Here is a 24,667-nt window from a genome sequence, read left to right as displayed (position 1 = left end):
GCGTGGCCTCGGAACCGGACAATCTCCCGAGCCCTGCCAGCCTCTATCCGTTCCGACGGGGATTGGGCGTCTCAGGCGGAAACCGCTACCGGTTCATCGTGCCGCGTGCCAGCGCCGGGCCTGAAGCACGACGCTATAGCTGACAAGGATGAAAAGCAGCGCGGCAGCAATACCGCCAAGGACCGTCATCGAAACAGGCAGATGAAAGAGATAGGTCGGGTCATCGCAGGGTTTGGCGGGGCGAAGAGGCATACTGGCCATACGCTCGCGAAAGCTGGCACCTGCATGAAATACGGGTGCGTGACAGGCAGGGAGCGGGCTTTCCCACCATTTTTGCTCAACACCATTATGGAGCCCGGCCAGCATGACGGCTGCAGCGAGGGCTGGCAGACTCAGGACCGTGGCCCAGAACCCGACCATACCCGGGATGAGCAGGGCCAGAACGCCAAGAAAGGCGACGATGCGCCACGGCGCACGCTCGATAAGGCAAAGCTCGCACGGGGCATAGCCGAGCACGTGCTCGGCCCACCAGGCGACGCCAATTGCGGCCATACCGGCGAAAAACAGTAATCCACCGGTCAGTCGAGCAATCATTCCTGTCTTTCGGTCTCTCTGAGCATTTCAAGAAAACGATCGGCCCAGTTTGCTGCGGTATTCTGGGTGACGTCGTAATGTAGAGCCTGCCAGCGTCTTTGCCGCTCTTCAAGACTCATTGTGATCCCGGCATGGATCGCATCGGCAATGCCCTCGTGATCATACGGGTTCACCATAAGGGCCTGCTCCATTTCGGGCGCAGCACCGGCGAGCGATGACAGGATGAGGGCGCCCGGATCATCGGCGCTCTGCGCTGCGACAAATTCCTTGGCCACGAGATTCATGCCATCGCGCAACGGGGTGACAAGTGCCACATCGGCAATGCGGTGGAATCCGGCCAGAACCTCGCGCGGGACAGATTGGGTGAGGTAGCGAATGGGTGACCAGTCGAAGTTACCATGCATGGCATTGATATGCCCTGCCATCTCATCAAGCTCACGACGCAGCGCACGATAGCTGGCAACACCGGCGCGTGAGACGGGTGTGATCTGCAGAAGGACCGTCTCACCCTTATGCTCGGGGTAGCGGTTGAGAAAAGTCTCGTAGCCGTGGATGCGCTCCGGGATCCCCTTGGAGTAGTCGAGGCGATCCACGCCAAGGATGAGCTTGCGGCCACGAAGGGACGCCTGGAGGCGCTGAACCTCCTCGGCCATGACATTCTGTTCGGCCTGCTCGTTGAATTCGACCGGGTCGATGCCAATCGGGAAATGAACGGCGCGGTTGGGCAGATTATTGGCTTCGAAGCACCCGTTCATGTTGCGGGCATCTTCCTCGGTCTGCACACCGATGAGGTCATAGGCAGCCATCTCACGCAGCATTTCCTCAGCGCAGGGAAGCACGCGTGTCACGCTCCAGGGCGGGAATGGGATATGCAGGAAAAAGCCGATCTTGGCCTTTATGCCACGCCGACGCAGCTTCGCGCCCAGCGGGAAGAGATGGTAGTCATGGACCCAGAGCGTATCGTCCTCGCGCAAGAGCGGAACGAGCTGATCGGCAAAGAGGGCATTGACCTCGCGATAGACCTGATAATCGATCCGTTTGTAGTCGATGATCCCGATACGATAGTGGCAGAGCGGCCAAAGCAGCCCGTTGGAGAATTTCTCGTAGAAATGCTCGTACTCGCTGCGCGTCAGATCGATCGTGGCATAGGTGCAGCTCTCATGGGTGTCGAGCTTGGCCGTCTGCTCGCGGGATTGCGTGGTGTGGCGGCCTGACCAGCCAAACCAGAGGCTCTCCGTGCCACGCACGGCATCGCGTACGCCCACAGCCAGACCACCTGCAGGCTGGCTGCGTTCACGCGGGGCAGGGACACGATTGGAAACAACGACGAGGCGACCCATCAGGCAGTCTCCACATAACGGGCAAGCCATGCCCTGAATTCATGGGCGGTCGGGAAGTCATCAGGAATGAGATAACCGAACCCGCCAAGGGCCTTGGCGGCCCGAACGCCGTCCATGTCAGTCACATCGTCTCCGACAAAAACCGGCACGCGTCCGGCGAAAGGAGGCTGCGCCATCAGAGCCTCGACGGCATTGCCCTTGTGAATACCGGCGAGGCGGATTTCCCAGGCCATCTTGGACGGATGGATTTCAAAATCATCCTGACCCGCCAGCCATGCGATGATTTCCTGCTCGAAAAGGCTGCCAGCGTCGGGATTGCCGCGATAATGCAGCACGAGCCCCGCCTTCTTGCGTTCGAGCGCCGTATTGGGGAAACGCCCTGTCAGGGCTTCGGCACGGCTTTGCCATTCCGGGGGCAGGGGCGTTGTGACAACAGGTTCTTCCTGTCCATCGAGGCTGCGGCGCAGGGTAAGCCCATGCTCGCCTGCAACAGCGGTCGGGATACCGGGCAGAAAATGGTCGATCTGTTCGATCGGACGCCCGCTAACGATGGCAAGCGCACCGCCGCAACGGTCTCTGAGGCGCAGCAGCGTCTCGATCAGGCCGGGCTCGACCCGAACAGAAGCCGGTGTGGGGGCAATATCGACCAAAGTCCCGTCGAAATCGAGCAGAAAGGCTGCGTGATCCGCAGAGGGCGCGATTGGGCCAGATGACGGAGTCGCCGTGGGAGAGGGGGTTGTCATGGGTTTGATAACTTCCTCATTGATACGCGGTTGCACCGAAATACAGGCACAGCTGCGTTATCAGCCCCAAATCTGATCAGAATATGGTCGTCATGTCATTTTGTTGCTTTGCACCCGATCCGCGACACTGGATCGGTCCTGTCGGACGGCATGGCGACCGGGTGCCACGCCGTCGATGGGCAGGCCCGTGACGTTACTGTCCGTAGGGCTGGGGAGGCGGAAGGGGTTGGCCACTGCCATTCGATGGCGTGCCGTTTGATACCGGCCCGCCTGAAAGGGGCGCCAGTTGCATGGGACCACCCTGATCGGCGCTGGACGAAGGAGACTTGGGGGGGCGAGGGAGCGATTGTCCCTGGCTCGTCTCGTTGCGGGTGGGCTGACTGTAAGCCCCTCCCATGGGGCGTGAGCTGTTTGCAGGGTCACCGAGCGGCGTAAGGCGGGTCGGCCCGGCCGAAGCGCCACTGGCCGGGTTGCCACCATTTGCCGGAAGTGTGCCGGAGCGCACAGGCAACGCGGCGGAACCCTGCGACGGATCGTTCAGATCGCCCGGCTGGCTCTGGGCACTATCAGGCGTATTCGCGCCCAGAACAGGCACGACCGGCTGCGGCAGGGGGGCGAGTGTGGGGTCGGCCTTCGGGCCGGAGCATGCAACCACTGAAATGCCGTAGAGCGCGCTCTTATAGGTGCCGAGTGAAGGTTCCTGCGCCAGAATCCAGCCCGTGTAATGGGCACCGGGGTCCGTGTCGTCACTGGTGGTGATGAGGGCTGCCGCATTGCTCGGCAGGGTTTCGGGGCGTTCGACGCAGCGCGTGACGCCAAGATGCAGGCTGCGATATTGCGCCTGCCCGCCAACCGGAATGGTCATTGTCTCGATATGGGAGTCGGTCCGGTTGAGAACGCGGATCACGGCTTCACCGCGACCTTGCCACAAACCAGCCGGATACATCACCGGAGGCGCGACGGCTTCCGCCGCCAGAGCGGGCATGGAAGGGGCAGTCATCAGGGCAATGACAGCCAGAGGCGCAAGGTTGGACAAACGCAGGACGCGCTTGTGGCCCTGTGTCTGGACAAGAGCGTGTATCCCGGTGCGTTTCATAGGGCGCATTTCATGGATTGAGTTCTTCCAGCGCGTCGATCATGCCAGCCAGATGGCGGCGCATGACATCGGGGGCGACACCCATCAGCAGGGCATCCTCGAACACGTCCTGCAGCGTCTGGCGCAGCTCGGTGTCGTTTTCACGCAGGACCTTGAGTTTCTCCACGCAGGCAATCGGGGTGCCGTTGCGGTCGGTCCAGGGCGTCGCCTCGCTCATGGGGTGGCGGCCTTGCGGCTCTTGTCGAGCGAGTCCGTCACCGAGAAAATGAACTTGCTCAGAAGCTGTTCGAGGCTGATGGCCCCCTGGGTCTGCCCTACGACGGAGCCGGGTGTCAGGTTCTTTTCATCGCCGCCAGGGGAGAGAGCAATATACTTCCCTCCAAGCAGGCTGTCAGACGTCACGATGGCGGCGCTGTCGGTTGGCAGATTGATGCCATTGCGTACCGTGAAGCTGACCTGCGCACGATAGCTTTTCGGATCGACCTGCTCGGAGGTGACATGGCCCACCGTGATGCCGGCCAGACGGACATCCGACCCGACCGAAAGGCCATCGATCTGGTTGAAAACGGCCTTGAGCGTATAGCCGTCGCTGCCACCCTGATGACGGCCCAGAACGGCAAGGGCAAGCAGGGCCGCCAGGATCGCAAGAACCACGAAACCGGTCGTCAGTTCGAGAAGATCGCGACGGGGGCGCACGCCAGACAGTGAACTCATGGGATTTGGCAACTCGCAGGCTTGGACCCCAGAAAGGGTGCGCTGTTGAAAGACAACCCTGCCAGTCCTACAGGCTTCGCTCGCAAGCGTCCATCACCCTGCCCTGGCAGGGGGCGGGAATGTTATCCACCATATCCCCATTTTGCGGACCATTATCCCCTGTGGGCGGTGCCGAAACACCCTTTTCCCGGCCCGAGTCGATGCCTAGATTCAAGGGTATGACAACGCTTCTCCATTGGAACGGGGTGCGTATGCGCACAACGCATGTCGCTGCCGATCCGGACGATCTCGCCCTGCGCGCCGTAACCCTTCCTGCAAGCTGGGAAGACGAAGCGGCGATAGCGCTTTTGCAGCTTTCGGCATCGACTGGCGCCCTGCGCCTTTCGAGCGAGGCCGCACGCTGGCTCGACCGGCTGACCAGCCTGCCTGCGCTGCCGGGTGATTCAGTCGGCAGTGCCGGTCTTGGCGCTGCGCTGGCAGCCGCGTTGCTGGAACGACAGATGGCGCCGATGGCGCCACTCTGGCAGGGGCAGGTCGATCGTCGCAGCGGGTTCGTAGTCAATCTGGCGGCTTTTGTTCAGGAGGGTGATTTCAACGGCGAGGCCTTTGTCACGCTCATTCGCCTGGCCTGTAGCGCCCTGCGCCGCCTCCATGCGGTCAATGGCCCCATGCTCAACGGTGAATTGCCGCTTTTCGATGGTCCTGCCGCCGCGACACCCGAGCAGGAGGCTCAGGGTGGCCCCGCAGGGACGCTGCTTCTGACCAATCTGGATAGCTGTCTCGCCCTTATGGGGCTCGATTATGACAGTGAGACCGGGCGTGATGCCGCCTGCTATCTGTGCTGGCTTGCCACTTCCCTTGCGCGTCAGGGTGCAGGGCCGGTGCCGCTGCCTCCCGTCTCCTGCCCGATCCCGGGACTTGAAGTTACAGGGCGCCAGATACGCGACGAGATGGAGGACACGCTGCCCGATCTGCCCAACAGGGTGCTGATCGAGACCGGCTTTTCCCAGCCCGGCCCTGTCGATGCCCTGTTGGGTGTCGAGGCATGCGGGCTGGCTCCCATCTTCTCACCGTTGCGTGCCGATGGAACGCTGCGTGCAAGTGCCCTGTCACGGCTGGCTCATCGCGGGTTGACGCTGGAAGGCGCGTTCGCCCGTGCGGTACTGGGCGAAAACCCCCTGCCCCAGCCCGGACCCGATGCCCATCTGCTGATGCATCGCGCCCTGACCGGGTTTGTCGATCGTATGCCTGCACGCCCCGATCCGGCGTCGCCCCTGCCTTTGCGTGCGCGTCTGGAGCGCGGTGTGCGTCGCCCCCTGCCGGCACGTCACGGCGGGTTCACGCAGCGCAGTGCGATTGGCGGGCATCGGCTCTATCTGCGGACGGGTGAATATGAGGATGGCTCGCTAGGCGAGATCTCGCTTACGCCCGGTCGTGAGAGCGCGATGGTGCGTGGCCTGCTTGAAAGCGTCGGACAGGCTGTGACCATCGGCCTTCAGCACGGTGCTCCGCTGGCGGCGTATGTTGAGCAGTTTGCCCATACGCGCTTCGGGCCTGCCGGTACGGTCGAGGGCGATCCTGTGGCGGCTTATGCCTCATCGCTGCTTGATTATGCCTTCAGGGCGTTGTCAGATAGTTATCTGGGCAAGCGTCTGCCCGACAGCGCACCCGAAGATCCTCACGTGATCGAGGAGGATCCGATGTTGCCGCTCGATATTCCGGGTGATCTTCCGCCGCGTGAGCGTGGCAGGCTGCGACTGGTCAGCTGAGGGAGGTCCTCTCAGCCCCTCTGCAAGGAGACAAGCCGATGTCACAGACTCCTCACGAAACCCCCACCGCCCGTTTGGCCGCTCTTGGGCTTGAACTGCCCAAGGCCGCAGCCCCGGTGGCAACCTATGTGCCTGTGGCACGCACGGGCTCACTTTTGGTCGTTTCCGGGCAACTGCCGCTTTCAGGCGGTACGCTCAAGGCCACGGGCAAGCTGGGTGAGGATGTTGCGGCCGAGCTGGGGCGTGAATGTGCCGAACTCTGCTTTCTCAACATTCTCGCACAGGTGCAGGCCGAACTGGGCGATCTGGCCCGCGTAAAGCGCATTGTGCGTCTTGGTGGGTTCATTGCCTGCACGCCTGATTTCACGCAGCACGCCACCGTCATGAATGGCGCCTCCGATCTGGCGGTTGCCGTGTTCGGTGACGCCGGGCGCCATGCCCGTTCCACCATCGGCGTACCCTCCCTGCCGCTGGATGCGCCGGTCGAGGTTGAGGCGCTGATCGAAATCGCCTGATCACCCCCCAAAAAAGCCCTGTGGGCGTGGCATTTCTGCTGCCGCGCCTGACAGCGCTTTTCCGGACTGCCCTGCGCTGGTCAATCACCCCTGACAGGCGCGCAGGAAGCGCAACACCACGTTTTGCAGCCTGAAGATGCCGGGCAAGGTTGTTTTGCCTTCAGGCCCGGACCACATGCTGCCCATGACAGACTGGTCCCTGACGCTTCATGCGTCCATTGCCGAAATTGACGCCGCTCTCTGGGATCGCTGTGCCGGGGACGATAACCCCTTTCTGTCCCACGGTTTCTTCCTGACGCTTGAGGAAAGTGGCTCTGTCGGGGTCAGAACAGGGTGGCTGCCGCGTTATGCGGCGCTCAGGAACGGCGAGGCGCTGGTTGCCGTAGCCCCCCTGTTTCTCAAGGGTCACTCCAACGGCGAATATGTTTTCGACCAGAGCTGGGCGCGCGCTTATGAGCAGGCCGGGGGCGATTATTATCCCAAGCTTCAGATCGCCGTCCCGTTTTCTCCTGTCAGCGGGCCGCGTCTGCTCATCGATCCAGTCCGGCTGACCCATGATCACCTGACGGAAGGGACAGTACGCGGGGTCTTTGGCGATGCGCTGCGTCAGGCCTGTCAGGAGCTGGGTCTGTCCTCCATTCACATGACATTCTGCACCGGTCAGGAGCAGGAGGCTCTGGCCTCACATGGCTGGATGGAGCGGCTGGGCCTGCAATATCACTGGCATAACAATGGTTATCAGGATTTCGAGCAGTTTCTCGACGCCCTGGCCTCGCGCAAACGCAAGGCGATCCGTCGTGAGCGGCGTGATGCACAGGGATGCGGGCTGGAATTTCGCACCTTGCGCGGGCCGGAAATCACCGGCCGCGACTGGGATCGGTTCTACGGGTTCTATCAGGCGACTATCGACCGCAAATGGGGACAGGCCTATCTGACCCGCGCTTTCTTTTCGGGTCTGTCAGAGCGTCTGGGTGAGAAAATCGTGCTGATGCAGGCCCTGCACGAGGGCGAGCCCGTGGCAGCAGCGTTGAATCTGGCAGGGCGCGATACGCTCTATGGGCGCAACTGGGGATGCGAGGGCGAGTGGCCCTTCCTGCATTTCGAGCTGTGTTATTACCGTGCCATTGATTTTGCCATCACGCATGGCCTGTCTCGTGTCGAGGCAGGGGCGCAGGGTGAGCACAAGATCCAGCGTGGCTACCTGCCGAGCCTGACCTATTCATCCCACTTTATCCGAGATCCGGCTCTGGCGCGGGCTGTGCGGCCCTATCTTGCCGAGGAGAGACGGGCCATTCTCGAAGAGAAGGACGCACTCGCCGCTCTTTCGCCCTATCGCCATGAAAATAGTTGTTGAGAACGACTCTCACTATCATATAGACTGACCCTGTTTCCGGGGTAATGCGGTTTTTCCCATGCCCCTCCGGCGGATCGAAATCCCGGGAGAGAACCCCCGTGACGACAATCCTTCGGGCCGTTTTTTCCATGCGCCTTTGTCTGGCTGGGGGAAATGCTCCGGTCGGGGGCGCAGTCGCAAGGGTCAGACTGAATGATCAGATATCTTTCGACCGGCGCCGCCGATCTTGCCCGCTTGCTGGCGCAAAGCCATGGCAGCCGGGGCCACGGCCCACAGGGTGCCGCACCCCACGGCCATATGGCCCAATCCTCGCTCGTCTGGGCCGAGGCTCAGATGTTTTTCGGTTTCGACAGTGCTGAGCGCAGCGAGGCATCCGCCACGGGTGGCTCGACCCACTGGAGCGAGCGCACGGAAGGCCTCGCTATCTGAACGCGTTATTCTGGCAGGTACCGGGACGATCGGCCCTGCCAGAATGATGAATTCCCGTCCCTGACTTTCGCATTGGCCTGCCGAAAATCGGCAGTCTGTATTCAGGGACAGGGATGTCAGGGGTGAGCGGGTTCCTGCGGGGCGGTTGTCGTTGTCTGGGGTGACAGGCTCAGGCCGCTGCGATCGGGAATGGGCAGACCCTGATCAGGGTCGAGCGCAATCGTCTTGACTGCACCGTGATCGGGAAAGCTGAGGCTCAGCCGGTCATGAAGCGCCCAGGCCTCTGTCGGGATGAGACGCTCCTGATGCGACCCATCCTGCCAGGTTACACGCAGCAGCACAGGCAGAAGAAGCTTGCCCTCATTGCGCACGCCAATGGCGATGCTGCCGGGTTGCCCTTCCTTTGCGGGCTGGGTGGTCATGCCATCCAGACGGTATTGCGGCCACCAGTTCTCAAAATACCAGCCGCGCCAGAACCAGGTCAGATCCTCCCCCGCTGCGCTGGACATGAAGCGGAAGAAATCCGACGGCGTAGGGTGTTTGAAGGCCCAGGCCCGGATATAGGCCCTGAACGCCTCATCGAAGCGCTCTGGTCCGAGGATTTTTTCCCGAAGCAGCATCAGCCCGTAGGCACCTTTGAAATAGGTCACCTTGTGGCGGTATTTCTCTGGCACGAGTTCAGAGGGCATCATCAGGGTTGGCGCATCGGTGGCGGTGAGCACCGGCACGATGTCCTTCGCCGGGTCACCTGTTTCAGGGGCGAATTCCGGGTCTTTCTTGGGTGCGTATTCACCGTGGTTGAAATGCTGCGAAGCATAGGCGTCGATGAAGGTATTGAACCCCTCATCCATGAAGGCATGGCGGCGCTCATTGCTGCCGACGATCATCGGGAACCAGCCGTGGCCCAGCTCATGCGTGGTGATCCAGAACAGCACGTCGTTCCTGTCCTGCCAGCCATCGAACACGATGCCCGGATATTCCATTCCCGCGCCATGGCCGCCAAGATTGACGGCGTTGGGCCAGGGGTAGGGGTACCATTGCGACGAGAAATATTCGATCGCGTGTTTGACATATTCCGTCGAGCGGTCCCATGCCTGCGGCCCTGCGCCTTCGCGTGGATAGACGGACATGGCCAGACGCGGCTGCGGTTTCTGGCCTTTGGCTGCGGGCAGGGCAGGCAGGTCGAGTCTGGCAGCGTCCCAGATGAAAACAGGCGAGGCCGCAAAGGCCACGTCGCGCGTGTTTTCCATATGAAAGCGCCAGGTTTTCTCGCCCGAGCGGGCGAGGTGGCTGGCAGGGTCGAGCACATCCTGTGCCGTGCGGATGAGAACGCGCTTGTCGCATTTGGCGGCTTCAGCCAGACGCGCCCGCTCTGTCGGGGTCAGCACATCCTGCGGGTTGGTGAGTGCGCCTGAGCCGACAACCGTAAAATTCCACGGCACGGTCACGGCGTAGTCGATGGTGCCGTATTCCAGATAGAATTCCTGCCCCAGATAAGGAAGCGTGTCCCAGCCGCGCAGATCGTCATAAACGCTCATGCGCGGATACCATTGGGCAATCTCGTAAATCTTCCCGTCCTTGACCGGGGTGACGGCAGTGCGACCGCCCCACAGGCCGGGAATGGTGTGATGCCACGTGACATGCAGCCTGAGCTGCTTTCCGCCCGCGGCAAGAGGGGCAGGCAGGGTGATCTGCATGCGTGTGTCTGAAATACGAAAGGAGACCGGCTTCTCATGGCCGTTTTCCTCAATGGCAACATGCTCGATCACGAAGCCGTCCGAGCTGGCAGGATGCCAGTCCGGATAGGCCACCCATGAGCGGGAATCCTTGCGATACATGTTCTGGTCGAGTTGCAGCCACAACACGTCAAGGGCATCGGGGCTGTTATTCGTATAGGTGATGGTTTCCGCGCCGCTCAGGGTCCGGCTGGCCGTATCGATGCGTGAGTCGATGCGATAATCGGCGCGGTTCTGCCAGTAGCCGGGACCGGGATGACCGGAGCCGGTACGGTTCCACAAGCCCGGAGCATCGGGCAGGACCAGCGTATCGAAGACAGGTCGCATGGAGAGGGGCATGGACTGGCTTGGCGCAGGTCGCGCCGCCAGCGCGGTGCCCAGACAGGACGCCACGCCAATAAGAGGGATAAGCAAGCGCATCGGAAAGAGACCTTGTTGACTGGGGATACCTGTTCCTCCAATCGTTTCACTTCCGATCTCATTAGACAAGATGGTTTTATCTGGCCTTGTGCAGCCAGTAATGCCGTATGGGTTCTTGGCGCATCAGATACAGAAAGGGCGCTTTCTCAAACTATATGTCAGTACCAGAGGTGGGTACCGCCATACAGCCAGTGAAAGCGCCCCTCAGGAGTCAGATCAGACTGCCTGCCAGTGCGGGGTGTGGTGCTTGTAGGGGGTGTCGAATTCCTCGATCAGGCGGCTGAACACATGGTGGTCATGCACGCTGGTCGGTGCCAGAGGCGCGAGACCCGATACGTCGCGATGGATCAGGCGGTTCAGCGCACGGTTGAACACGCCCGGACCGGTCTTGTAGGCGATGAACAGGCCAGGATGGAGATAGCAGTTGCGGTAGATGTTCAGCAGGGCCTCGTTCAGCAGCGGGCTCTGGGCCACGGCGCCGAAGAAATCGTTATGAACAACGTTGTTATGTGTCAGGAACAGGACGTTCTGCTCGTGGCGGTCCAGCATGAATTGCAGGGCCTGCTCGTCACGGATGCGGATGTCGGCATCGAGCCACCAGCCGCCGAGTGCCTGAATGACATGGACGCGCAGGATATCGGCTGCTTCCGCCGGATGACGCGCACCGAGGAAAAGCGAACGGGCCTCGACACCATAGACGTCATAGAGCCACTGTTCGGCCTCTGGCTTGTCGAAAATCTTGACGTCGAGCCCGGAAATCTGGCGATGGAACTCGAAATTGCGCTGAATCTCCTCGGGTGGGTTCTTGTCCCAGTAGAGGAAAAGCTTGTTCGGGATGACGCGATGATCGGCGCATCCTTTGGCAAAGGGGAAGTTCGCCTGAAGCGCGAAGCCCAGATACAGGGAGTCGATTTCCTCACCTGTATGGAATTCCTCGAAGGCATTGGCCGTTAGACGCATGGCCCCTGTGGGGTCGCCTTCGCGCCAGGCCTTGTAGACACTCTCGATGAAATTGGCATGGGGAATGCACAGGGCGCGCAGTTCGGCCACTTCATGGGCGGGCAGATCGCTGCCGGATTTCAGCAGGCAGAGCAGTCGCGCCTGAAGCAGCGACTGGGCCAGAGGATATTCACCATGGCTTTTGGAATGCATATCGAACGCCACACGATAGAAGCGCGACGCTTCCTGCACGCGAAAGCTCGTATGCAGGATATTGGCCAGGGTGAAGGCATGCATGACGGTCTTGCAGCCATTCTGGTGGTAGAAACCGATGGCCTGCCCGTCATGAGCGAAGTCCTCATCGGTCAGTGCGTCCAACCCTGCCAGCGTGGCTGGTGTAGGGGCGCTGTGCATTTCGGCTTCGGCCACAGGGGTCTCCTCGGACCTGAGTTCATCCCAAGCGTCGATATCGGCCGATGCAGGGTCTGATCCCGGATTCTTGCTGTCCATTGCCCTTGAATTCCCGCTTCTGTGACAAATGCTTCAGCGACCTATCTCACATCTGTATCCATATGTCCATTCATAGATTTCGACAGTAATGGAACATATTATCAATTTATTTCTATCTTTATAATATATGTGTTTAACAATGATGCTGAAATATTGGGAAATGAACACCAGCCTTCTCGATATGAGACCGCCTGCGAATGGTTAATTGGCCTGATATATCCTTATCTTGTAAAGGCCAAATAAAGACACGATGTTTCATGTTCATTATCAGTATATTATTGCTCTTTGTCTTTGCCCCCGCAAGACGTGGGCATCCATGTGGCTTTTAAGCCCGTCGCTCGGCAATTCTGCAAGCGCCTATGGTCGGCGCAACATCAAGGCAGTGGGCAAAGCCCGACTGATCGCCTAGTGAGAGAAGTCATGGCATCTGCGCGGCAAAACAACAGGGTAAGGGCAGTTTTCTGGCTTCTGAGCCTGTTTGCCGTCGCAATGCGTCTTGTCGCCGGATCACCAGTCCCGGCCTTCACGCTCTCATCGGACGACCCTCAGGGTATGTTGAGCGCGCTGGAGGTCTTGTGCGACAGCACCGCGCCCGCCAGTTCTGCTGGAAAGCATCACGACACCGTGTGTGCCGATGACACGGCCTGTCTTGTCAGCGCGATGGAGTCCCATGCGCCCCTCCTGACTGCGCTTGTCCTTGCTTCTGTTCTGGCTGGACCGGGCTTGTTCCGTTGCTTCTGGTGCTTCCCACCGGTACGCGGGCCACCCTGCGACGGGTTTGTGACCCGCTCGGCCCAGGGGCCCCCCTCCATCACCTGACCCCTTTCGACTCATGATGCCCCGAGGCGCTGTTCCGCGCCCGATGACTCATGACCCCCGTCCCCTGTCAGGTTTATGGTCAATGTCCCTTATTCATCGCGCTGTCCTGCTCTGCGGCAGCACAGTTCCGGCCCTGTTTGCATGGGGCTGTGCACCCTCTTTCGCGTCCACCGTTCCGGCTACCAACCCGGAATGGCCGGCGCATCATCCGGTGCGCGCCCCGTCCGCACATACCCCTTCAGCCGGGTCGCCCCACAGACCTGACCGGCTGGCAGCCCCCCGATCTGTGAATCCGACCGCGCATGGGGAAACAAGACCCGCGCCTGAGTCCATCCTCGTCAGGGGACAGGCGCGCGGGCCTGTCACCCTCTCGCCTGTGGGCCAAACCACCTACAGCGCCGAGCGCAAGGATTTTGCCAGTCATGTGGCCCAGAACGTGGCGGACATGCTGGTGACGGTGCCGGGGGCGAGCTTCCTTCAGGGGAACGGCCCGCGTGATACCGTGGTCTCCATCCGCGGGTCAGGCGCCCGTCAATCCTACGGGCTGCGCAACCTGCAAGTGTCTGAGGACGGATTTCCCGTCACCCAGCCCGATGGCACGGCGCGTGCCGATCTGATCGATCCTCATGCCTATGAGGGGGTCGATGTGTTTCAGGGGCCGGCCTCCACGCTTTACGGAAACTACGCCATCAATGGCGCAATCAATTTCCGCACGCGCAGCGGCGCGTCGATCCACGGGCTCGAACTTGGCTCGGATTTCGGCAGCTTTGGCATGTTCAACAATTACGTGACGCTGGGCGCAGGCAATCGTGTCTATGACTTCATGCTTTTTGCCAGCGATGTGCGCAGCGACGGATTTATTGCCAACAGCCAGTATGCAACCTCGACCGAGAACATGCGCATGCGTGTATCGCTCTCCCCCAGCGACCGTCTTGTTCTGAAATTCATCAATAACGTGACCGATGCGTTCCTGCCGCTGCGGCTGTCGCTGAACCAGTATCGACTCAATCCCTATCAGCGGGGATGCGCTACGGCTTCCGGGGCCGCTGCCGGATGCGGCACGGTTTCGCTCTACCGCAACGGCGCCTATGGCGCACAGACCGCCGTGACACCGCAACAGGCCGCTCTAGGGCGCTTCGATAGGCGCAGTATCGTTGGGCTGCGATGGGAGCACGATTTCACGCCGCGCATGGTCTGGCGCACCCAGTTCACCTATGACCAGCGCCATGTCGAGCAGCCGACTTCGACCACAGCCTTTGTGGGGCCTTTCAACTCCTACAATGTCCAGACGGATCTCACCCGTCATGACACGCTCGGTAAAACGCCCCTTACCAGCTTTGTCGGGGCGAATTTCGACTACATGGATTACGGCTATCAGGTTTATGCCCTGTTGCCGCAGGCGGGGGCCACGCGGGGCAGCGAGACATCGACCTCTTATGGCCATCAGTGGAATATCGGTCTGCGTTTTGAGGAAGACTGGCAGTTTGCGCCCAGATGGCATGCGGTGATCGGGCTTGGTGGCACGCAGTCCGATATTGGAGCGGTGCAGACCGTCTACAGCCGCAGCGCCATCGCCACGCGGGCGCAATACATCACGGCCAACCGGCGCTTCTTCAACCTTGCCCCTGAGGCCTCGGTCGTCTTCACCCCCGACAAGGCCTGGACCTGGCATGCGCGGCTCGGCACGGCCTATGCCACGCCGGGCTATTCCAGCTTTTTCGTCACGCCGCAGGGCAATTATGGCAACAACACCCAGCTCAAGAGCCAGAGCAGCCTCGGGATCGATCTGGGCACGGCATGGCATCCGTCGCCGGATGTGGATATCCAGGCGACCGGATTTTATGAATTCTACAGAAACGAACTGGTCAGCCAGTCGGCTGGGGTGAATACCCAGGCAGGCAGCTACACCTTCAATGCGCCGGCCTCGCAGCATCGTGGCGTGGAACTCGCCGCTACATGGCAGGCCCTTCCGCACAGCCTGCCGGGGGCGAAGCTGCGCCTGTCCTATACCTATGACAACCAGATCTACACGAACTACACCGAGATCCTGTCAAACAGCACGCTGTCGCGCAGCTTTTCGCGCAACGGGAATCTGATCCCCGGGGTCATGCCGCATTTCCTGAATGGGCGTGTGCTCTATGACCAGCCTTCAGGGTCCTTTGAGGGGCTTGGCGGATTTGCCGAAGTGACATGGCGCAGCGCTTTTTTTATCGACAACGCCAATCTGCTCAAAGTCCCCGGATATGGTCTGCTCAATCTGGAGGTGCATTACGACCCACCCGCAAGGCTGGGTTGGGTGCATCGTCTGCACAGCTATGTCGAGGTGCAGAATGTCGCCAATACTGTCTATGCCGCAGGGGCGACGACCATCAGTGACAGCCTTCTCGCCAATGGGCAGCAGGCTGGAGCCTCCGTATTGGCTGCAAAGACAGGCTCGATTTATGCGGGTAGCCCACGCGCCTTTTTTGGCGGTGTGAGGGTACGGTTCTGAGGAATGACCATGACACAGAATTCCCGCACCCCTCGCTCTGTTTATTCCCGTCCGGTCTGGCCCGATCGGGCCATGCTCTGGCGCTGGCATTTCTTCGCCGGGCTGTTTTGCCTGCCCTTCGTGATCATGCTCTGCGTGACCGGATCGCTCTATCTGTTCAAACCCCAGATCGAGACCTGGCTCGACCGCCATATCGATCATGCCGTTACGCAAGGATCGCCGCAGACCGTGAGCGCCCAGCGTGACGCCGCACTGGCCGCCGTGCCGGGAGGGCATTTCCTCGCACTGGAGATGCCGTTCCGCAAAACTCAGGCCACACGTGTTCTAGTGGCTCATGGGGCAGATGTGGCGCGTGTCTATATCGACCCTGTCACGCTCAGGGTTCTGGCCCAGCGCGACGAGCAGACGCGTTTTGAACGGCTGGTGTTCCGGCTGCACGGGCAATTACTGATCGGCAACTGGGGTTCCGTCATCATGGAAATGGTCGCGTCCTGGACACTGGTTCTGATCGTGACCGGGCTCCTGCTCTGGTGGCCGCGTAGGGCGGGTGCAGGCGGTACCATCCTGCCGAGGCTGGGCGCGAAAGGTCGTCTGTTCTGGCGCGACCTCCATGCTGTCGGGGGGATGTGGATCTCGCTCGTTCTTGTGCTGTTTCTGGTGTCGGGTCTGCCCTGGTCCTTTGTCTGGGGCTCGGCCTTTGCTGCGGTCGAAAGCCGTATCGGCAGGCTGATTGCCGTTCAGGACTGGGAGATCGGGGCGGTACCCATCGCGGCGACCCTTTCAGGCCATGCCACCATGCCTGGCATGTCGGACGCCGAAATGGCGGGCATGGCAATGGATACCGCGCCTCAGCCCATGTCGCCGCAGGCGGGGCTGGACGCTGTGTATGAAACGGCGCGCCAGCTTGCTTTCCCTGCGCCAACCCTCATCACCCCGCCAGCCAGTGCCAAGGACGTATGGCACATACGCTCCGATGCCCAGAACCGCCCGAAGCGGGTCGAGGCCAGCGTGACAGCGCAAGGGGAGGTCACTCATGTCACCCGTTTTGCCGATAAAAGGCTGTCCGACCGGTTGATCGGCTATGGCGTCGCCTTCCACGAGGGGCATCTGTTCGGGGTCCTGAATCTGCTCCTGAACCTCATTGTCGCGCTCTTGCTCACCCTTGCCTCGGTGGCAGCGCTCATGCTCTGGCTCAGACGCCGCCGGCCGGGCCATCTCGATGCCCCGCAGAGTTCGCCGCGACCCATTGGCTGGGGTGCGTTGGCGGTCATGGGGGTTATGGGAATTCTTCTACCCGAGCTTGGGGCCTCGTTGCTGCTGCTGGCATTGGCGGGGCGGTTTCTGGGCAGGCGGTTTTCAGCGCTTCGCTAGATAGGGCGCGAGATTATGGGCCACCGTGGCGGGGCTCGAATCAGCTGGCAGGATGGCCTGCAGGTGATTCTGGCCATCCATCAGATAGAGCACGGAGGAATGGTCGATCCGGTAATCCCCCATTCCGTCATCGCCCCTGTCATGGCCTGCCATGGGGTCCACGGTCACATGGGACGTCACATGAAAGGCCTTGGCGACAGCATCGATCTGGGCGGCTGTGCCCGTCAGGCCGATGATCTCGGGTGAGAAGCGCCGCGTATAGACCCCGATATCCTCGGGGCGGTCGCGCTCCGGATCGAGTGTGATGAAAAGCGGGACGGGGCGCTGTGTTCCGGGCGGAAGCAGCGTATAGGCCTGCGCCACTGTTGCGAGCGTCAACGGGCAGACGTCGAGGCAGTGTGTATAGCCGAAATAGATGAGGGTCTGACGCCCGGCGAAACGCGCCTGGGTGGTTGGGTGATTGGCGCTGTCGATCAGGCTATAGGGCCCGCCAATTTGTGTTGTGTGCCGATGGGCGGTCAGGGCCTGCCACCCGATGGCCCCGGCAAACAGTCCGGCAATGATCAGCGTGGGCATGGCCCAGAGGCGTAATGCCGCCCGCCGGGAGCCAGGTTGTTTTGAGCGGGCAGGTCTGGGGGCTGAGCGTTTTCGGGTCATGCGCGTCTCCCTGATGGAAGAGGCGGGGCTCTGCCCCGCTCCCCGGAAAGGGGCGAAGCCCCTTTCATCCCTGCAAGAGGGGAACCAGAGGGCTCAGCCCTCCGGTGATTTGCAGGGCTCAGCCCTGCGTAACCCTCTTAGTAGCGGTATTCTTCGTGCTTGAACGGACCGGCAACCGGCACGCCGATGTAATCGGCCTGCTTGTCGCTCATCTTGCTCAGCTCGGCGCCGACCTTTGCGAGATGCAGCGCAGCCACCTTCTCGTCCAGCTTCTTCGGCAGAGTGTAGACCTTGACGTCGTACTGGCCTGGCTTGGCCGTCCAGAGTTCGATCTGTGCAAGCGTCTGGTTGGTGAAGGACGCCGACATCACGAAGGAGGGGTGACCCGTGGCATTGCCAAGGTTCACGAGGCGGCCTTCAGACAGCAGGATGATGCGCTTGCCGTCGGGGAACTCGATCTCGTCCACCTGCGGCTTGACGTTGTCCCACTTGTAGTTACGCAGGGCCTCGACCTGAATTTCGCTGTCGAAATGCCCGATATTGCACACGATGGCGCGGTGCTTCATCTCGCGCATATGCTCGACGGTGATGATGTCGACATTGCCTGTGCAGGTCACGAAGATATCGCCACGCGGTGCGGCGGCTTCCATCGTCACGACCTCATAGCCTTCCATCGCGGCCTGAAGGGCGCAGATCGGATCGACTTCGGTCACGAGCACGCGGCAGCCTGCATTGCGCAGCGAGGCGGCCGAGCCCTTGCCTACGTCGCCATAGCCGGCAACCACGGCAACCTTGCCCGCCATCATGACGTCGGTGCCACGGCGGATGGCGTCCACCAGGCTCTCGCGGCAGCCATAGAGATTGTCGAATTTCGACTTGGTGACGCTGTCATTCACGTTGATGGCCGGAACCTTCAGCGTGCCCTTCTTCGCCATTTCCCACAGGCGATGCACGCCCGTGGTCGTCTCTTCGGACAGGCCGCGCACGTCGTTCAGCATCTCGGGGTACTTGTCGTGCATGAGCACGGTCAGGTCGCCGCCGTCATCGAGAATCATGTTCGGTGTCCAGCCATCAGGACCCTTGATGGTCTGCTCGATGCACCACCAGAATTCTTCCTCGCTCAGGCCCTTCCAGGCGAAAACCGGCACGCCGGTCGCGGCGATGGCGGCAGCAGCCTGGTCCTGGGTCGAGAAGATGTTGCAGGACGACCAGCGCACGGTTGCGCCCAGAGCCGTCAGCGTCTCGATCAGCACGGCGGTCTGGATGGTCATGTGCAGACAGCCCGCAATGCGCGCGCCCTTGAGCGGCTGGCTGGCGCCGTATTCCTCGCGGAGCGCCATCAGGCCGGGCATTTCGCCCTCGGCAATGGAGATTTCCTTGCGGCCCCATTCGGCCAGGGCGATGTCGCGCACCTTGTAATCGGTCATTCTGAAACCCTTGTTTCTCTGGTGAGGGGCATTTGTATAGAGCGAGTTCCGGCTTTGGGCCAGCGCGCATGAAAAAAGGCGCCCGATCCGCTCAGGATCAGACGCCTTTTGCTGATGCGCCCACGGCAGGACCGTTGGGGACAAACCTTACTGCTGGGCCGATTTGTCTGACATCTTCATGCTTTTCATGCTGTGCTTGTGTTTGGAGGCCTTCTCATGCTGGGGCGATGAGATGGGCATTTTCTCCGAGGTCTGACCCGTCGGCGCTGCCGTACCCGTGGGCGCGCTCGGTGCCTTGGGGTCGGGCTGCTCGTTCATCTGGTTCTTGAACGTCTTGTTTTGCTCGGTCGGGTTGTGGATCTGGGTCGACTGGTTCTTGAGCGTTTCTGCCTTCTGGGCCGAAGGAGCCTGCTCGCTGTCAGTGGCCGTGGTGGCCTGCGCGAAAGCAGGGGCCGGGCTCAGAGCGGGGGCGGCAAGCAGGGTAGAGACGGCCAGAGCGGCTTTGAATACGTGTTTCATGACAGGCTCCTGTCGAAAAACGGGGTAACGATGTCAGGCTTGATTGTTCGTTTTGCGGGACATCTTGATGAACTGGTAACAAACCGGCGGCGTTCCGGTTTCCTTGCGGCTACATTAAGCTTTGAAAGCGGTTGCCTGGGCCCCTCACCCATGCGAGACAGCGAACAGCGTTCGCCCAGAACAAAGATTTCCTCAGGATGGAGGATGGCATGTCCAACACACGCTCACAGATGCCGTTCTCCGTTGTGGCGGGCCAGGATATGAAGCCGTCAGGCGCGCTGCCCCATGGCATTGCCAACGGGCTGGTATGGGCCGTCAGGGCCCGGCCGGGTGAGGACCCCTCGCCGCTTGAGCCGCATGAAATCGAGAGCCTGCTCAACGACCGCACGCCGCCTTCGAATTATCCCAAGCCCTCGGAAAGCTGGGCGTGGCTCCATTTCGATACGGTGCACAGCTCGGCCAGACAGCATGTGGCGACCCTGCCCTGCCTGCCCGAGGATGTCAGTGCCATGCTGGCCGAGACAGAATATGGCGTCATGCTGGAAGCCATGCCCGGCCTTGTCTGGGGGGCCTTGCCTGCGTTCGACGATGCCGTTTCAGAGGAAGACCGCGATATCTGCGCCTGGCGCTTTGCCATGCGTCCCGATCTTCTCATCACCACGCGGCGTAACCCCATCCCCGTGCTCGGTGCGGCTTTTCGCACCCTTCGTGCGGACTCCATTCCCCGCAGCCCTGCGGGTGTGATCGACCGCGCCCTTCGTGAGTTTACCGGCAGTGTGCGCCGCCAGATCGGCAAGCTGGATGACGAGCTGGACCGCGCCGAGGACGCGCTGCTGCTGATCGAGCGCCGCACCGATCTGGGTCATCTTGGCGGTATTGTGGGTAAGGGCCGACGCCGTGCCACTGAATTGCGTCGTGTGGTTACTCCTATCGATCGCGTATTGCGCGACGAGGATCTCGAACTGCCCGAATGGGCCGAGGACGAATTGCGTGACCGTACCGAGCGTCAGGTTCACGCTGCGCTCGATGACATGATCGCTCTTCTCGATCGTGCCCGCTCGTTGCAGGACGAGCTCGGGTCGTCACAGGCGGAAGAAACCAACAGGCGTCTTTATATCCTGACGGCGGCCACCATCCTCATGTTCCCGGCAACGCTGGTCACCGGGTTCTTTGGCATGAATACAGGCGGGATGTATCTCGCAGGCGGCGCCTATGGCACGCTCGAAGCCGGAGCCGTGTGCTTTATCGCCATGATCCTGACCTGGGTGTTCCTGAAACTCGCCCGCCTGCTCTGATAGCCTCGCCGCGCAATTCTGAAAGACGGCGTTACTACTGCGTCCTACTCTCGCAGACAGGTTTCCAAAGGACGACCGTCCTTTGGCGGGGTGTGGGGCGACGCCCCATACACACTATTCCGAGCGCCTGTTGATTACGGTGTTCCCCTACCCTTGAGCTCGCTCAGGCGCTGAAGCGTTGCCAGAAGAACGCGTGGTGCGCCGCGACAGCCGTCATGGCCCTCCTCACGTATGACGCTCGCCATAGCCTCCATCAGACGATAGGCGGCGCCGTCACCGTTGAAGATACTGGCCTCGATGGCCTCCAGATCCAGGGTGAGGGTTGTGCGCCCCTTGTCGCGTTCCTCGATGAAGCGGTCCAGGGCTTCGGTGAACCACGGATCGGAGGCCCAGTGATACCCGGATGGCTCGTCAATCATGATGATCTCCCTCAGGCGTTGTTCAGTCGAGTCAGGCATCACCGCCGATGTGATGGGTACCGCGGGCACGGGCAAGATCTTCCTGATGCTGGCGCGCAGCATAACGCGCGCGCTGTTCATCGGTACGTTCGGCCGCGCAGGCAGGACACTGGATTCCGTCAATGAACAGCGGTGATGTCTTGTCCTGAGCCGATACCGGACGGCGGCAGGCATGGCACAGATCATAGGCGCCGGGTTCCAGCCCGTGGCGCACGGTCACTCGCTGGTCGAACACGAAACACTCGCCTTCCCACAGGCTTTCAGCTTCGGGCACATCTTCCAGATATTTCAGGATGCCGCCCTTGAGGTGATAGACATCCTCAACCCCTTCGGAGAGGGCGAAGGCAGTCGATTTTTCGCAGCGTATGCCGCCTGTGCAGAACATGGCGATTTTAGGCTTGCGCCCTTCGGCTTCCAGCGCAGCGCGGCGGCCACGAAACCAGTCGGGAAATTCACGAAAGCTCTGGATGTCGGGATCGATGGCCCCCTTGAAGGTGCCTACCGCCACTTCATAGTTGTTTCGCGTATCGATGAGGATGGTATCGGGATCGGAAATCAGCGCGTTCCACTCGGCGGCAGGGACGTAGCGCCCCACACCGGCCAGAGGGTCGATATCGGGCTGACCCATTGTGACGATTTCGCGCTTGAGGCGTACCTTCATGCGGTTGAACGGCATGGCGTCGTCCCAGGAGAGTTTCCACTCCAGCGCATCGCAGCCGGGAAGACCGCGAATATGGGCCAGAATGGACTCGATGCCTTCGGCGCTGCCTGCAATGGTACCGTTTATCCCTTCGCGTGCCAGAAGCAGCGTCCCCCTGATGCCGTGCTGCAGGCAAGCCTCAAGCAGCGATGCCCGCAGAGCGGCGGGATCGGCAAAGGGGGTGAAGCGATAAAGGGCGGCGATGCAGACCGGCGGCTGCGACATGATGACTGTCCCTGAAACCTTGAAAATGACGTTGCCGGTTGCATAGCGCAGGTCAGGCCGCAACGCCTATCAAGAATGGCCGAGCCGGCCCGTCCAGGTCAGGCTTTGTGTCATGGCATGTCAATTCCATTGCATATGATTTGAGCAAGGCGTTAGAACCCACAATGTGGTTGCCCAGTCTGTTCTTGTGCGCGATCACAGGGAGACAGAGGCTGTGGCGACAACATCGGCAACCGTGTTGAAGGGTGGCGACTGGTCGGCAATCGATCGTGATGGTGTCACCTGGTATGTGAGCAATAGCGTTTCCGCTACCGGGGCTGTCGTACTGTCAGGCGTCAACAGCCTCACGATCTCCAATGGTGCTGTCGTGTCAGGCGCCATGCTCTCGGGGGGTATCCCCACGGTTTCGGTGCTGAGTGGCGGCGCCATGATTTCCTCCACCGAGGTCAACGGTTATCTGCGTGTCGCCAGTGGCGGCATTATTTCAGGAAACACGCTCAATTCGGATGAGGTCACCCTTTCTGCCGGGGCCAGTTCGGTGCGGGACGTGTTTCTTAACAGCGGTTCCGTGGCTGATGGCAATGCCTATGTCTATGTGTCCTCCGGCGCCAGTCTGCTAGAGGCGACCATGACCGATGGCGCTCAATCCGGATTAAGCGCCTTTGCCTATTCAGGAGCCACTGTATCAGGGCTTACGCTTGGTTCGGGTGCTGCGGCCTATCTCTCCTCCGGAGCGGTTGCAGCGGATATCGATGCGGGCAATGGCAGCGTACTCTCGATGGCAACAGCCTATGGTAGTGCAAACGCTTCCGTTGCGCCTTCTACGCAAGGTGCCACAGTGCTCACCGGGGGCACCTGGTCGGCGGTGCTGTCAAACAACACCACCTGGTATGTGAGCGGTGCTGTCTCAGCCAGCGGACGCGTCGTTCTGTCGGGTATATCGACCCTGACCATATCGAGCGGTGCTGTGGTTTCCGGGGCGACGATCAGTGGCAGTGTGGCGACTGTTTCGGTGATGAGCGGTGGCGTGATGCAGAACTCGCTGCTGCTCAATGGCTATGTCTCAGCCATGAACGGCGCCACCCTCTCGGCTAATGTTCTGAATTCTGATGTCGTCTATCTCTATTCGGGCGCACGCTCGGTCAGTGATACTTACCTCAATAGTGGCTCAGGCACGGACGGGTATTCCGATGCCTATGTCTATAGCGGGGGCAGTATCGAAGCGCCGTATATCGGGGCCGCCACAAATGGCGGTTTCACGGTATGGGTCTCGTCAGGCGCCTCGATCAGCGATCCGACGCTTGTTCGCAATGGCGGTCAGCTTTCGGTATCAGGCGGTACGTTCACCACCACTGAGCCTGCCCCCTGTTTTCTGGCCGGCACCCTGATCGAGACAGAAAACGGCTTGATACCGGTCGAGGATATCCGCATCGGCGATCACGTCATGGCGTATCAGGGTGAAAGCTGCACGCCGCGCAGGGTGATCTGGTCCGGGCGGACACGCGCAGTTGTCGATGCGGGAAAGCCCGATGATCTCTCCGGCTATCCGGTGCGCGTTGTCAGGGATGCGCTTGGTGAAGGCAAGCCGTTCAGGGATCTGATGATCACTGCAGAGCATTGCCTGTTTCTGGACGGGGCCTTTATTCCTGTGCGCATGCTCGTGAATGGCACATCCATCCACTACGACAAGACAGTCGCTGAGTATGAGTATTTTCATATCGAGACTGAAGACCACGCCATTCTCATGTCTGACGGGGCGCTGAGCGAGAGCTATCTGGACACCGGAGACAGACGACGTTTTCGTCAGGCTGGCACGATCCATGTGCTGGGTGGTCGCGTTTTGACATGGCAGAATTCTGCCGCAGCCCCTCTGGTGAACGAGCGCAGTTTTGTCGAGCCCATCCACGAGCGCCTGATGCGTCGGGCCGAAACCCTTTCGCTTGGGCAGGGAGGGGTATCGCAACGGCACGTCACCCATGATCCTGACCTGCATATCGTCACGGAGTCAGGCGAGTGGATTGCCGGCTGTCAGCGGCAGAACGGGCAATATGTCTTCACCGTGCCGGAAGAGGCGCAGGATATCCGTATCGTTTCGAACAGGAGCCGGCCGAGCGATGCAGTAGGCCCTTATGTAGATGACCGGCGCATGCTGGGCGTGCTGGTCAGCGACATAAGGATTTATGACAGCTGGGGGACAATCGAATTGCCGCATGTTCTGGCAGGCGGGATCGCCGAGGGCTGGAAGCCGATCGAGGCATGTGGGCGGCGCTGGACTGATGGCAATGCCAGCCTCTTCCTGCCTGAGAGGCGCGCTGGCGGTATCACGCTTCTCGCACTGCGCATCGATGTGGCTGGCCCCTATGTGACAACTGCCGACCCGGCAGCGATCAACGATAGGAGCAGGTCACACAACAGGAATTCAGCCCTCACGCATGAGGCGCATTCTGCGCGTCTCTACGCCTGATCTACAGCCCTAAACGTTCCGAGCCTGTGATACCGCCCTTCCAACGCCGGCCTGACATGGGAAGGGCTGAGACCTCACCGGA

At 60.9% G+C, this 24,667-nt stretch carries 22 protein-coding genes; 9 read left to right on the top strand and 13 right to left on the bottom strand.

Going from position 1 to position 24,667, the window contains the following annotated elements; genetic code table 11:
* Positions 1-93: 93 nt before the first annotated feature.
* From Asbog_RS13950 to mlaD, 6 genes are all read right to left on the bottom strand, one after another.
* On the bottom strand, positions 94-594 hold the full coding sequence (locus Asbog_RS13950) for a disulfide bond formation protein B (protein ID WP_062165564.1): 501 nt from the start codon (positions 592-594) through the stop codon (positions 94-96).
* Positions 591-1,934 (bottom strand): alpha,alpha-trehalose-phosphate synthase (UDP-forming), encoded by a 1,344-nt coding sequence (locus Asbog_RS13945; protein ID WP_062165563.1) that lies wholly within the window; start codon positions 1,932-1,934, stop codon positions 591-593. Before Asbog_RS13945 ends, Asbog_RS13950 begins: the two co-directional genes overlap by 4 nt.
* A complete protein-coding gene (gene otsB / locus Asbog_RS13940) occupies positions 1,934-2,677 on the bottom strand; it encodes a trehalose-phosphatase (protein WP_062165562.1) in 744 nt (247 codons plus the stop codon). Before otsB ends, Asbog_RS13945 begins: the two co-directional genes overlap by 1 nt.
* Positions 2,678-2,870: 193 nt before the next feature.
* Positions 2,871-3,773 (bottom strand): DUF2155 domain-containing protein, encoded by a 903-nt coding sequence (locus Asbog_RS13935; RefSeq protein ID WP_171840714.1) that lies wholly within the window; start codon positions 3,771-3,773, stop codon positions 2,871-2,873.
* A gap of 10 nt (positions 3,774-3,783) precedes the next feature.
* Positions 3,784-3,990: a hypothetical protein gene (locus Asbog_RS13930; protein ID WP_062165560.1), complete on the bottom strand. Its 207-nt coding sequence runs from the start codon at positions 3,988-3,990 to the stop codon at positions 3,784-3,786.
* Positions 3,987-4,487, bottom strand: coding sequence for an outer membrane lipid asymmetry maintenance protein MlaD (mlaD, locus tag Asbog_RS13925; protein ID WP_062165559.1), 501 nt, complete (start codon positions 4,485-4,487; stop codon positions 3,987-3,989). Before mlaD ends, Asbog_RS13930 begins: the two co-directional genes overlap by 4 nt.
* Before the next feature lie 218 nt (positions 4,488-4,705).
* On the opposite strand from mlaD, the gene Asbog_RS13920 reads away from it, so the two are divergent.
* From Asbog_RS13920 to Asbog_RS13905, 4 genes are all read left to right on the top strand, one after another.
* Entirely contained in the window at positions 4,706-6,256 is a 1,551-nt protein-coding gene (locus Asbog_RS13920; protein WP_062165558.1) for a TSCPD domain-containing protein, read from the top strand.
* A 38-nt stretch (positions 6,257-6,294) separates the two neighbouring features.
* Positions 6,295-6,771, top strand: a complete 477-nt coding sequence (locus Asbog_RS13915; protein ID WP_062165557.1) for a RidA family protein — start codon at positions 6,295-6,297, stop codon at positions 6,769-6,771.
* Positions 6,772-6,955: 184 nt separating this feature from the next.
* A complete protein-coding gene (locus Asbog_RS13910; RefSeq protein ID WP_062166078.1) occupies positions 6,956-8,125 on the top strand; it encodes a GNAT family N-acetyltransferase in 1,170 nt (389 codons plus the stop codon).
* Positions 8,126-8,317: 192 nt separating this feature from the next.
* Positions 8,318-8,554 (top strand): hypothetical protein, encoded by a 237-nt coding sequence (locus tag Asbog_RS13905; protein WP_062165556.1) that lies wholly within the window; start codon positions 8,318-8,320, stop codon positions 8,552-8,554.
* 116 nt (positions 8,555-8,670) lie between these two features.
* On the opposite strand, the gene Asbog_RS13900 is transcribed toward Asbog_RS13905, so the two are convergent.
* Entirely contained in the window at positions 8,671-10,710 is a 2,040-nt protein-coding gene (locus Asbog_RS13900) for a M1 family metallopeptidase (protein ID WP_062165555.1), read from the bottom strand.
* A 216-nt stretch (positions 10,711-10,926) separates the two neighbouring features.
* A complete protein-coding gene (locus Asbog_RS13895) occupies positions 10,927-12,159 on the bottom strand; it encodes a glycosyltransferase family 32 protein (RefSeq protein ID WP_231944597.1) in 1,233 nt (410 codons plus the stop codon).
* 420 nt (positions 12,160-12,579) lie between these two features.
* On the opposite strand from Asbog_RS13895, the gene Asbog_RS13890 reads away from it, so the two are divergent.
* From Asbog_RS13890 to Asbog_RS13880, 3 genes are all read left to right on the top strand, one after another.
* Positions 12,580-12,978 (top strand): hypothetical protein, encoded by a 399-nt coding sequence (locus tag Asbog_RS13890; protein WP_062165554.1) that lies wholly within the window; start codon positions 12,580-12,582, stop codon positions 12,976-12,978.
* Positions 12,979-13,060: 82 nt separating this feature from the next.
* On the top strand, positions 13,061-15,469 hold the full coding sequence (locus Asbog_RS13885; protein WP_083510899.1) for a TonB-dependent receptor family protein: 2,409 nt from the start codon (positions 13,061-13,063) through the stop codon (positions 15,467-15,469).
* Positions 15,470-15,478: 9 nt separating this feature from the next.
* Complete coding sequence (locus Asbog_RS13880; RefSeq protein WP_062166073.1) at positions 15,479-16,840, top strand: PepSY-associated TM helix domain-containing protein; 1,362 nt, start codon at positions 15,479-15,481, stop codon at positions 16,838-16,840.
* Here Asbog_RS13880 and Asbog_RS13875 read toward each other — a convergent pair.
* The 3 genes from Asbog_RS13875 to Asbog_RS13865 all read right to left on the bottom strand — a co-directional run bounded on the left by Asbog_RS13875 (position 16,826) and on the right by Asbog_RS13865 (position 19,443).
* Positions 16,826-17,497: an SCO family protein gene (locus tag Asbog_RS13875; protein WP_062165553.1), complete on the bottom strand. Its 672-nt coding sequence runs from the start codon at positions 17,495-17,497 to the stop codon at positions 16,826-16,828. The two genes, Asbog_RS13880 and Asbog_RS13875, sit on opposite strands and share 15 nt — an antisense overlap.
* A gap of 137 nt (positions 17,498-17,634) precedes the next feature.
* The gene (ahcY, locus tag Asbog_RS13870; protein WP_062165552.1) at positions 17,635-18,924 is read right to left on the bottom strand and encodes an adenosylhomocysteinase; all 1,290 of its coding nucleotides are present in this window, start codon (positions 18,922-18,924) and stop codon (positions 17,635-17,637) included.
* Between the two features lie 147 nt (positions 18,925-19,071).
* Positions 19,072-19,443: a hypothetical protein gene (locus Asbog_RS13865; protein WP_062165551.1), complete on the bottom strand. Its 372-nt coding sequence runs from the start codon at positions 19,441-19,443 to the stop codon at positions 19,072-19,074.
* A 209-nt stretch (positions 19,444-19,652) separates the two neighbouring features.
* Between Asbog_RS13865 and Asbog_RS13860 the strand changes: the two genes are divergently transcribed.
* The gene (locus Asbog_RS13860; RefSeq protein WP_035444349.1) at positions 19,653-20,738 is read left to right on the top strand and encodes a CorA family divalent cation transporter; all 1,086 of its coding nucleotides are present in this window, start codon (positions 19,653-19,655) and stop codon (positions 20,736-20,738) included.
* Between the two features lie 134 nt (positions 20,739-20,872).
* Here the strand turns inward: Asbog_RS13860 and Asbog_RS13855 are convergent, their stop codons facing one another.
* Together Asbog_RS13855 and trhO are read right to left on the bottom strand one after the other, a co-directional pair.
* Positions 20,873-21,157 carry a hypothetical protein gene (locus Asbog_RS13855; RefSeq protein ID WP_062166072.1) on the bottom strand — a complete coding sequence of 95 codons (285 nt, stop codon included), beginning with the start codon at positions 21,155-21,157 and terminating at the stop codon, positions 20,873-20,875.
* Between the two features lie 31 nt (positions 21,158-21,188).
* Positions 21,189-22,121, bottom strand: a complete 933-nt coding sequence (gene trhO / locus Asbog_RS13850) for an oxygen-dependent tRNA uridine(34) hydroxylase TrhO (protein ID WP_062166070.1) — start codon at positions 22,119-22,121, stop codon at positions 21,189-21,191.
* 166 nt (positions 22,122-22,287) lie between these two features.
* On the opposite strand from trhO, the gene Asbog_RS13845 reads away from it, so the two are divergent.
* A complete protein-coding gene (locus Asbog_RS13845) occupies positions 22,288-24,585 on the top strand; it encodes a Hint domain-containing protein (RefSeq protein ID WP_062165550.1) in 2,298 nt (765 codons plus the stop codon).
* Positions 24,586-24,667: the final 82 nt, after the last annotated feature.

Source organism: Asaia bogorensis NBRC 16594 (assembly GCF_001547995.1).
Lineage (GTDB): Bacteria > Pseudomonadota > Alphaproteobacteria > Acetobacterales > Acetobacteraceae > Asaia > Asaia bogorensis.
Note: the sequence above shows the minus strand (reverse complement) of the source record. Positions and strands in the feature narration are given on the sequence as shown.

Bases quoted from the DNA above. Each gene is read 5' to 3' on its own strand.
- Asbog_RS13950 (WP_062165564.1), bottom strand. From the start codon at position 594: ATGATTGCTCGACTGACCGGTGGATTACTGTTTTTCGCCGGTATGGCC.
- Asbog_RS13945 (WP_062165563.1), bottom strand. From the start codon at position 1,934: ATGGGTCGCCTCGTCGTTGTTTCCAATCGTGTCCCTGCCCCGCGTGAA.
- otsB (WP_062165562.1), bottom strand. From the start codon at position 2,677: ATGACAACCCCCTCTCCCACGGCGACTCCGTCATCTGGCCCAATCGCG.
- Asbog_RS13935 (WP_171840714.1), bottom strand. From the start codon at position 3,773: ATGAAACGCACCGGGATACACGCTCTTGTCCAGACACAGGGCCACAAG.
- Asbog_RS13930 (WP_062165560.1), bottom strand. From the start codon at position 3,990: ATGAGCGAGGCGACGCCCTGGACCGACCGCAACGGCACCCCGATTGCC.
- mlaD (WP_062165559.1), bottom strand. From the start codon at position 4,487: ATGAGTTCACTGTCTGGCGTGCGCCCCCGTCGCGATCTTCTCGAACTG.
- Asbog_RS13920 (WP_062165558.1), top strand. From the start codon at position 4,706: ATGACAACGCTTCTCCATTGGAACGGGGTGCGTATGCGCACAACGCAT.
- Asbog_RS13915 (WP_062165557.1), top strand. From the start codon at position 6,295: ATGTCACAGACTCCTCACGAAACCCCCACCGCCCGTTTGGCCGCTCTT.
- Asbog_RS13910 (WP_062166078.1), top strand. From the start codon at position 6,956: ATGACAGACTGGTCCCTGACGCTTCATGCGTCCATTGCCGAAATTGAC.
- Asbog_RS13905 (WP_062165556.1), top strand. From the start codon at position 8,318: ATGATCAGATATCTTTCGACCGGCGCCGCCGATCTTGCCCGCTTGCTG.
- Asbog_RS13900 (WP_062165555.1), bottom strand. From the start codon at position 10,710: ATGCGCTTGCTTATCCCTCTTATTGGCGTGGCGTCCTGTCTGGGCACC.
- Asbog_RS13895 (WP_231944597.1), bottom strand. From the start codon at position 12,159: ATGGACAGCAAGAATCCGGGATCAGACCCTGCATCGGCCGATATCGAC.
- Asbog_RS13890 (WP_062165554.1), top strand. From the start codon at position 12,580: ATGGCATCTGCGCGGCAAAACAACAGGGTAAGGGCAGTTTTCTGGCTT.
- Asbog_RS13885 (WP_083510899.1), top strand. From the start codon at position 13,061: ATGTCCCTTATTCATCGCGCTGTCCTGCTCTGCGGCAGCACAGTTCCG.
- Asbog_RS13880 (WP_062166073.1), top strand. From the start codon at position 15,479: ATGACACAGAATTCCCGCACCCCTCGCTCTGTTTATTCCCGTCCGGTC.
- Asbog_RS13875 (WP_062165553.1), bottom strand. From the start codon at position 17,497: ATGACCCGAAAACGCTCAGCCCCCAGACCTGCCCGCTCAAAACAACCT.
- ahcY (WP_062165552.1), bottom strand. From the start codon at position 18,924: ATGACCGATTACAAGGTGCGCGACATCGCCCTGGCCGAATGGGGCCGC.
- Asbog_RS13865 (WP_062165551.1), bottom strand. From the start codon at position 19,443: ATGAAACACGTATTCAAAGCCGCTCTGGCCGTCTCTACCCTGCTTGCC.
- Asbog_RS13860 (WP_035444349.1), top strand. From the start codon at position 19,653: ATGTCCAACACACGCTCACAGATGCCGTTCTCCGTTGTGGCGGGCCAG.
- Asbog_RS13855 (WP_062166072.1), bottom strand. From the start codon at position 21,157: ATGATTGACGAGCCATCCGGGTATCACTGGGCCTCCGATCCGTGGTTC.
- trhO (WP_062166070.1), bottom strand. From the start codon at position 22,121: ATGTCGCAGCCGCCGGTCTGCATCGCCGCCCTTTATCGCTTCACCCCC.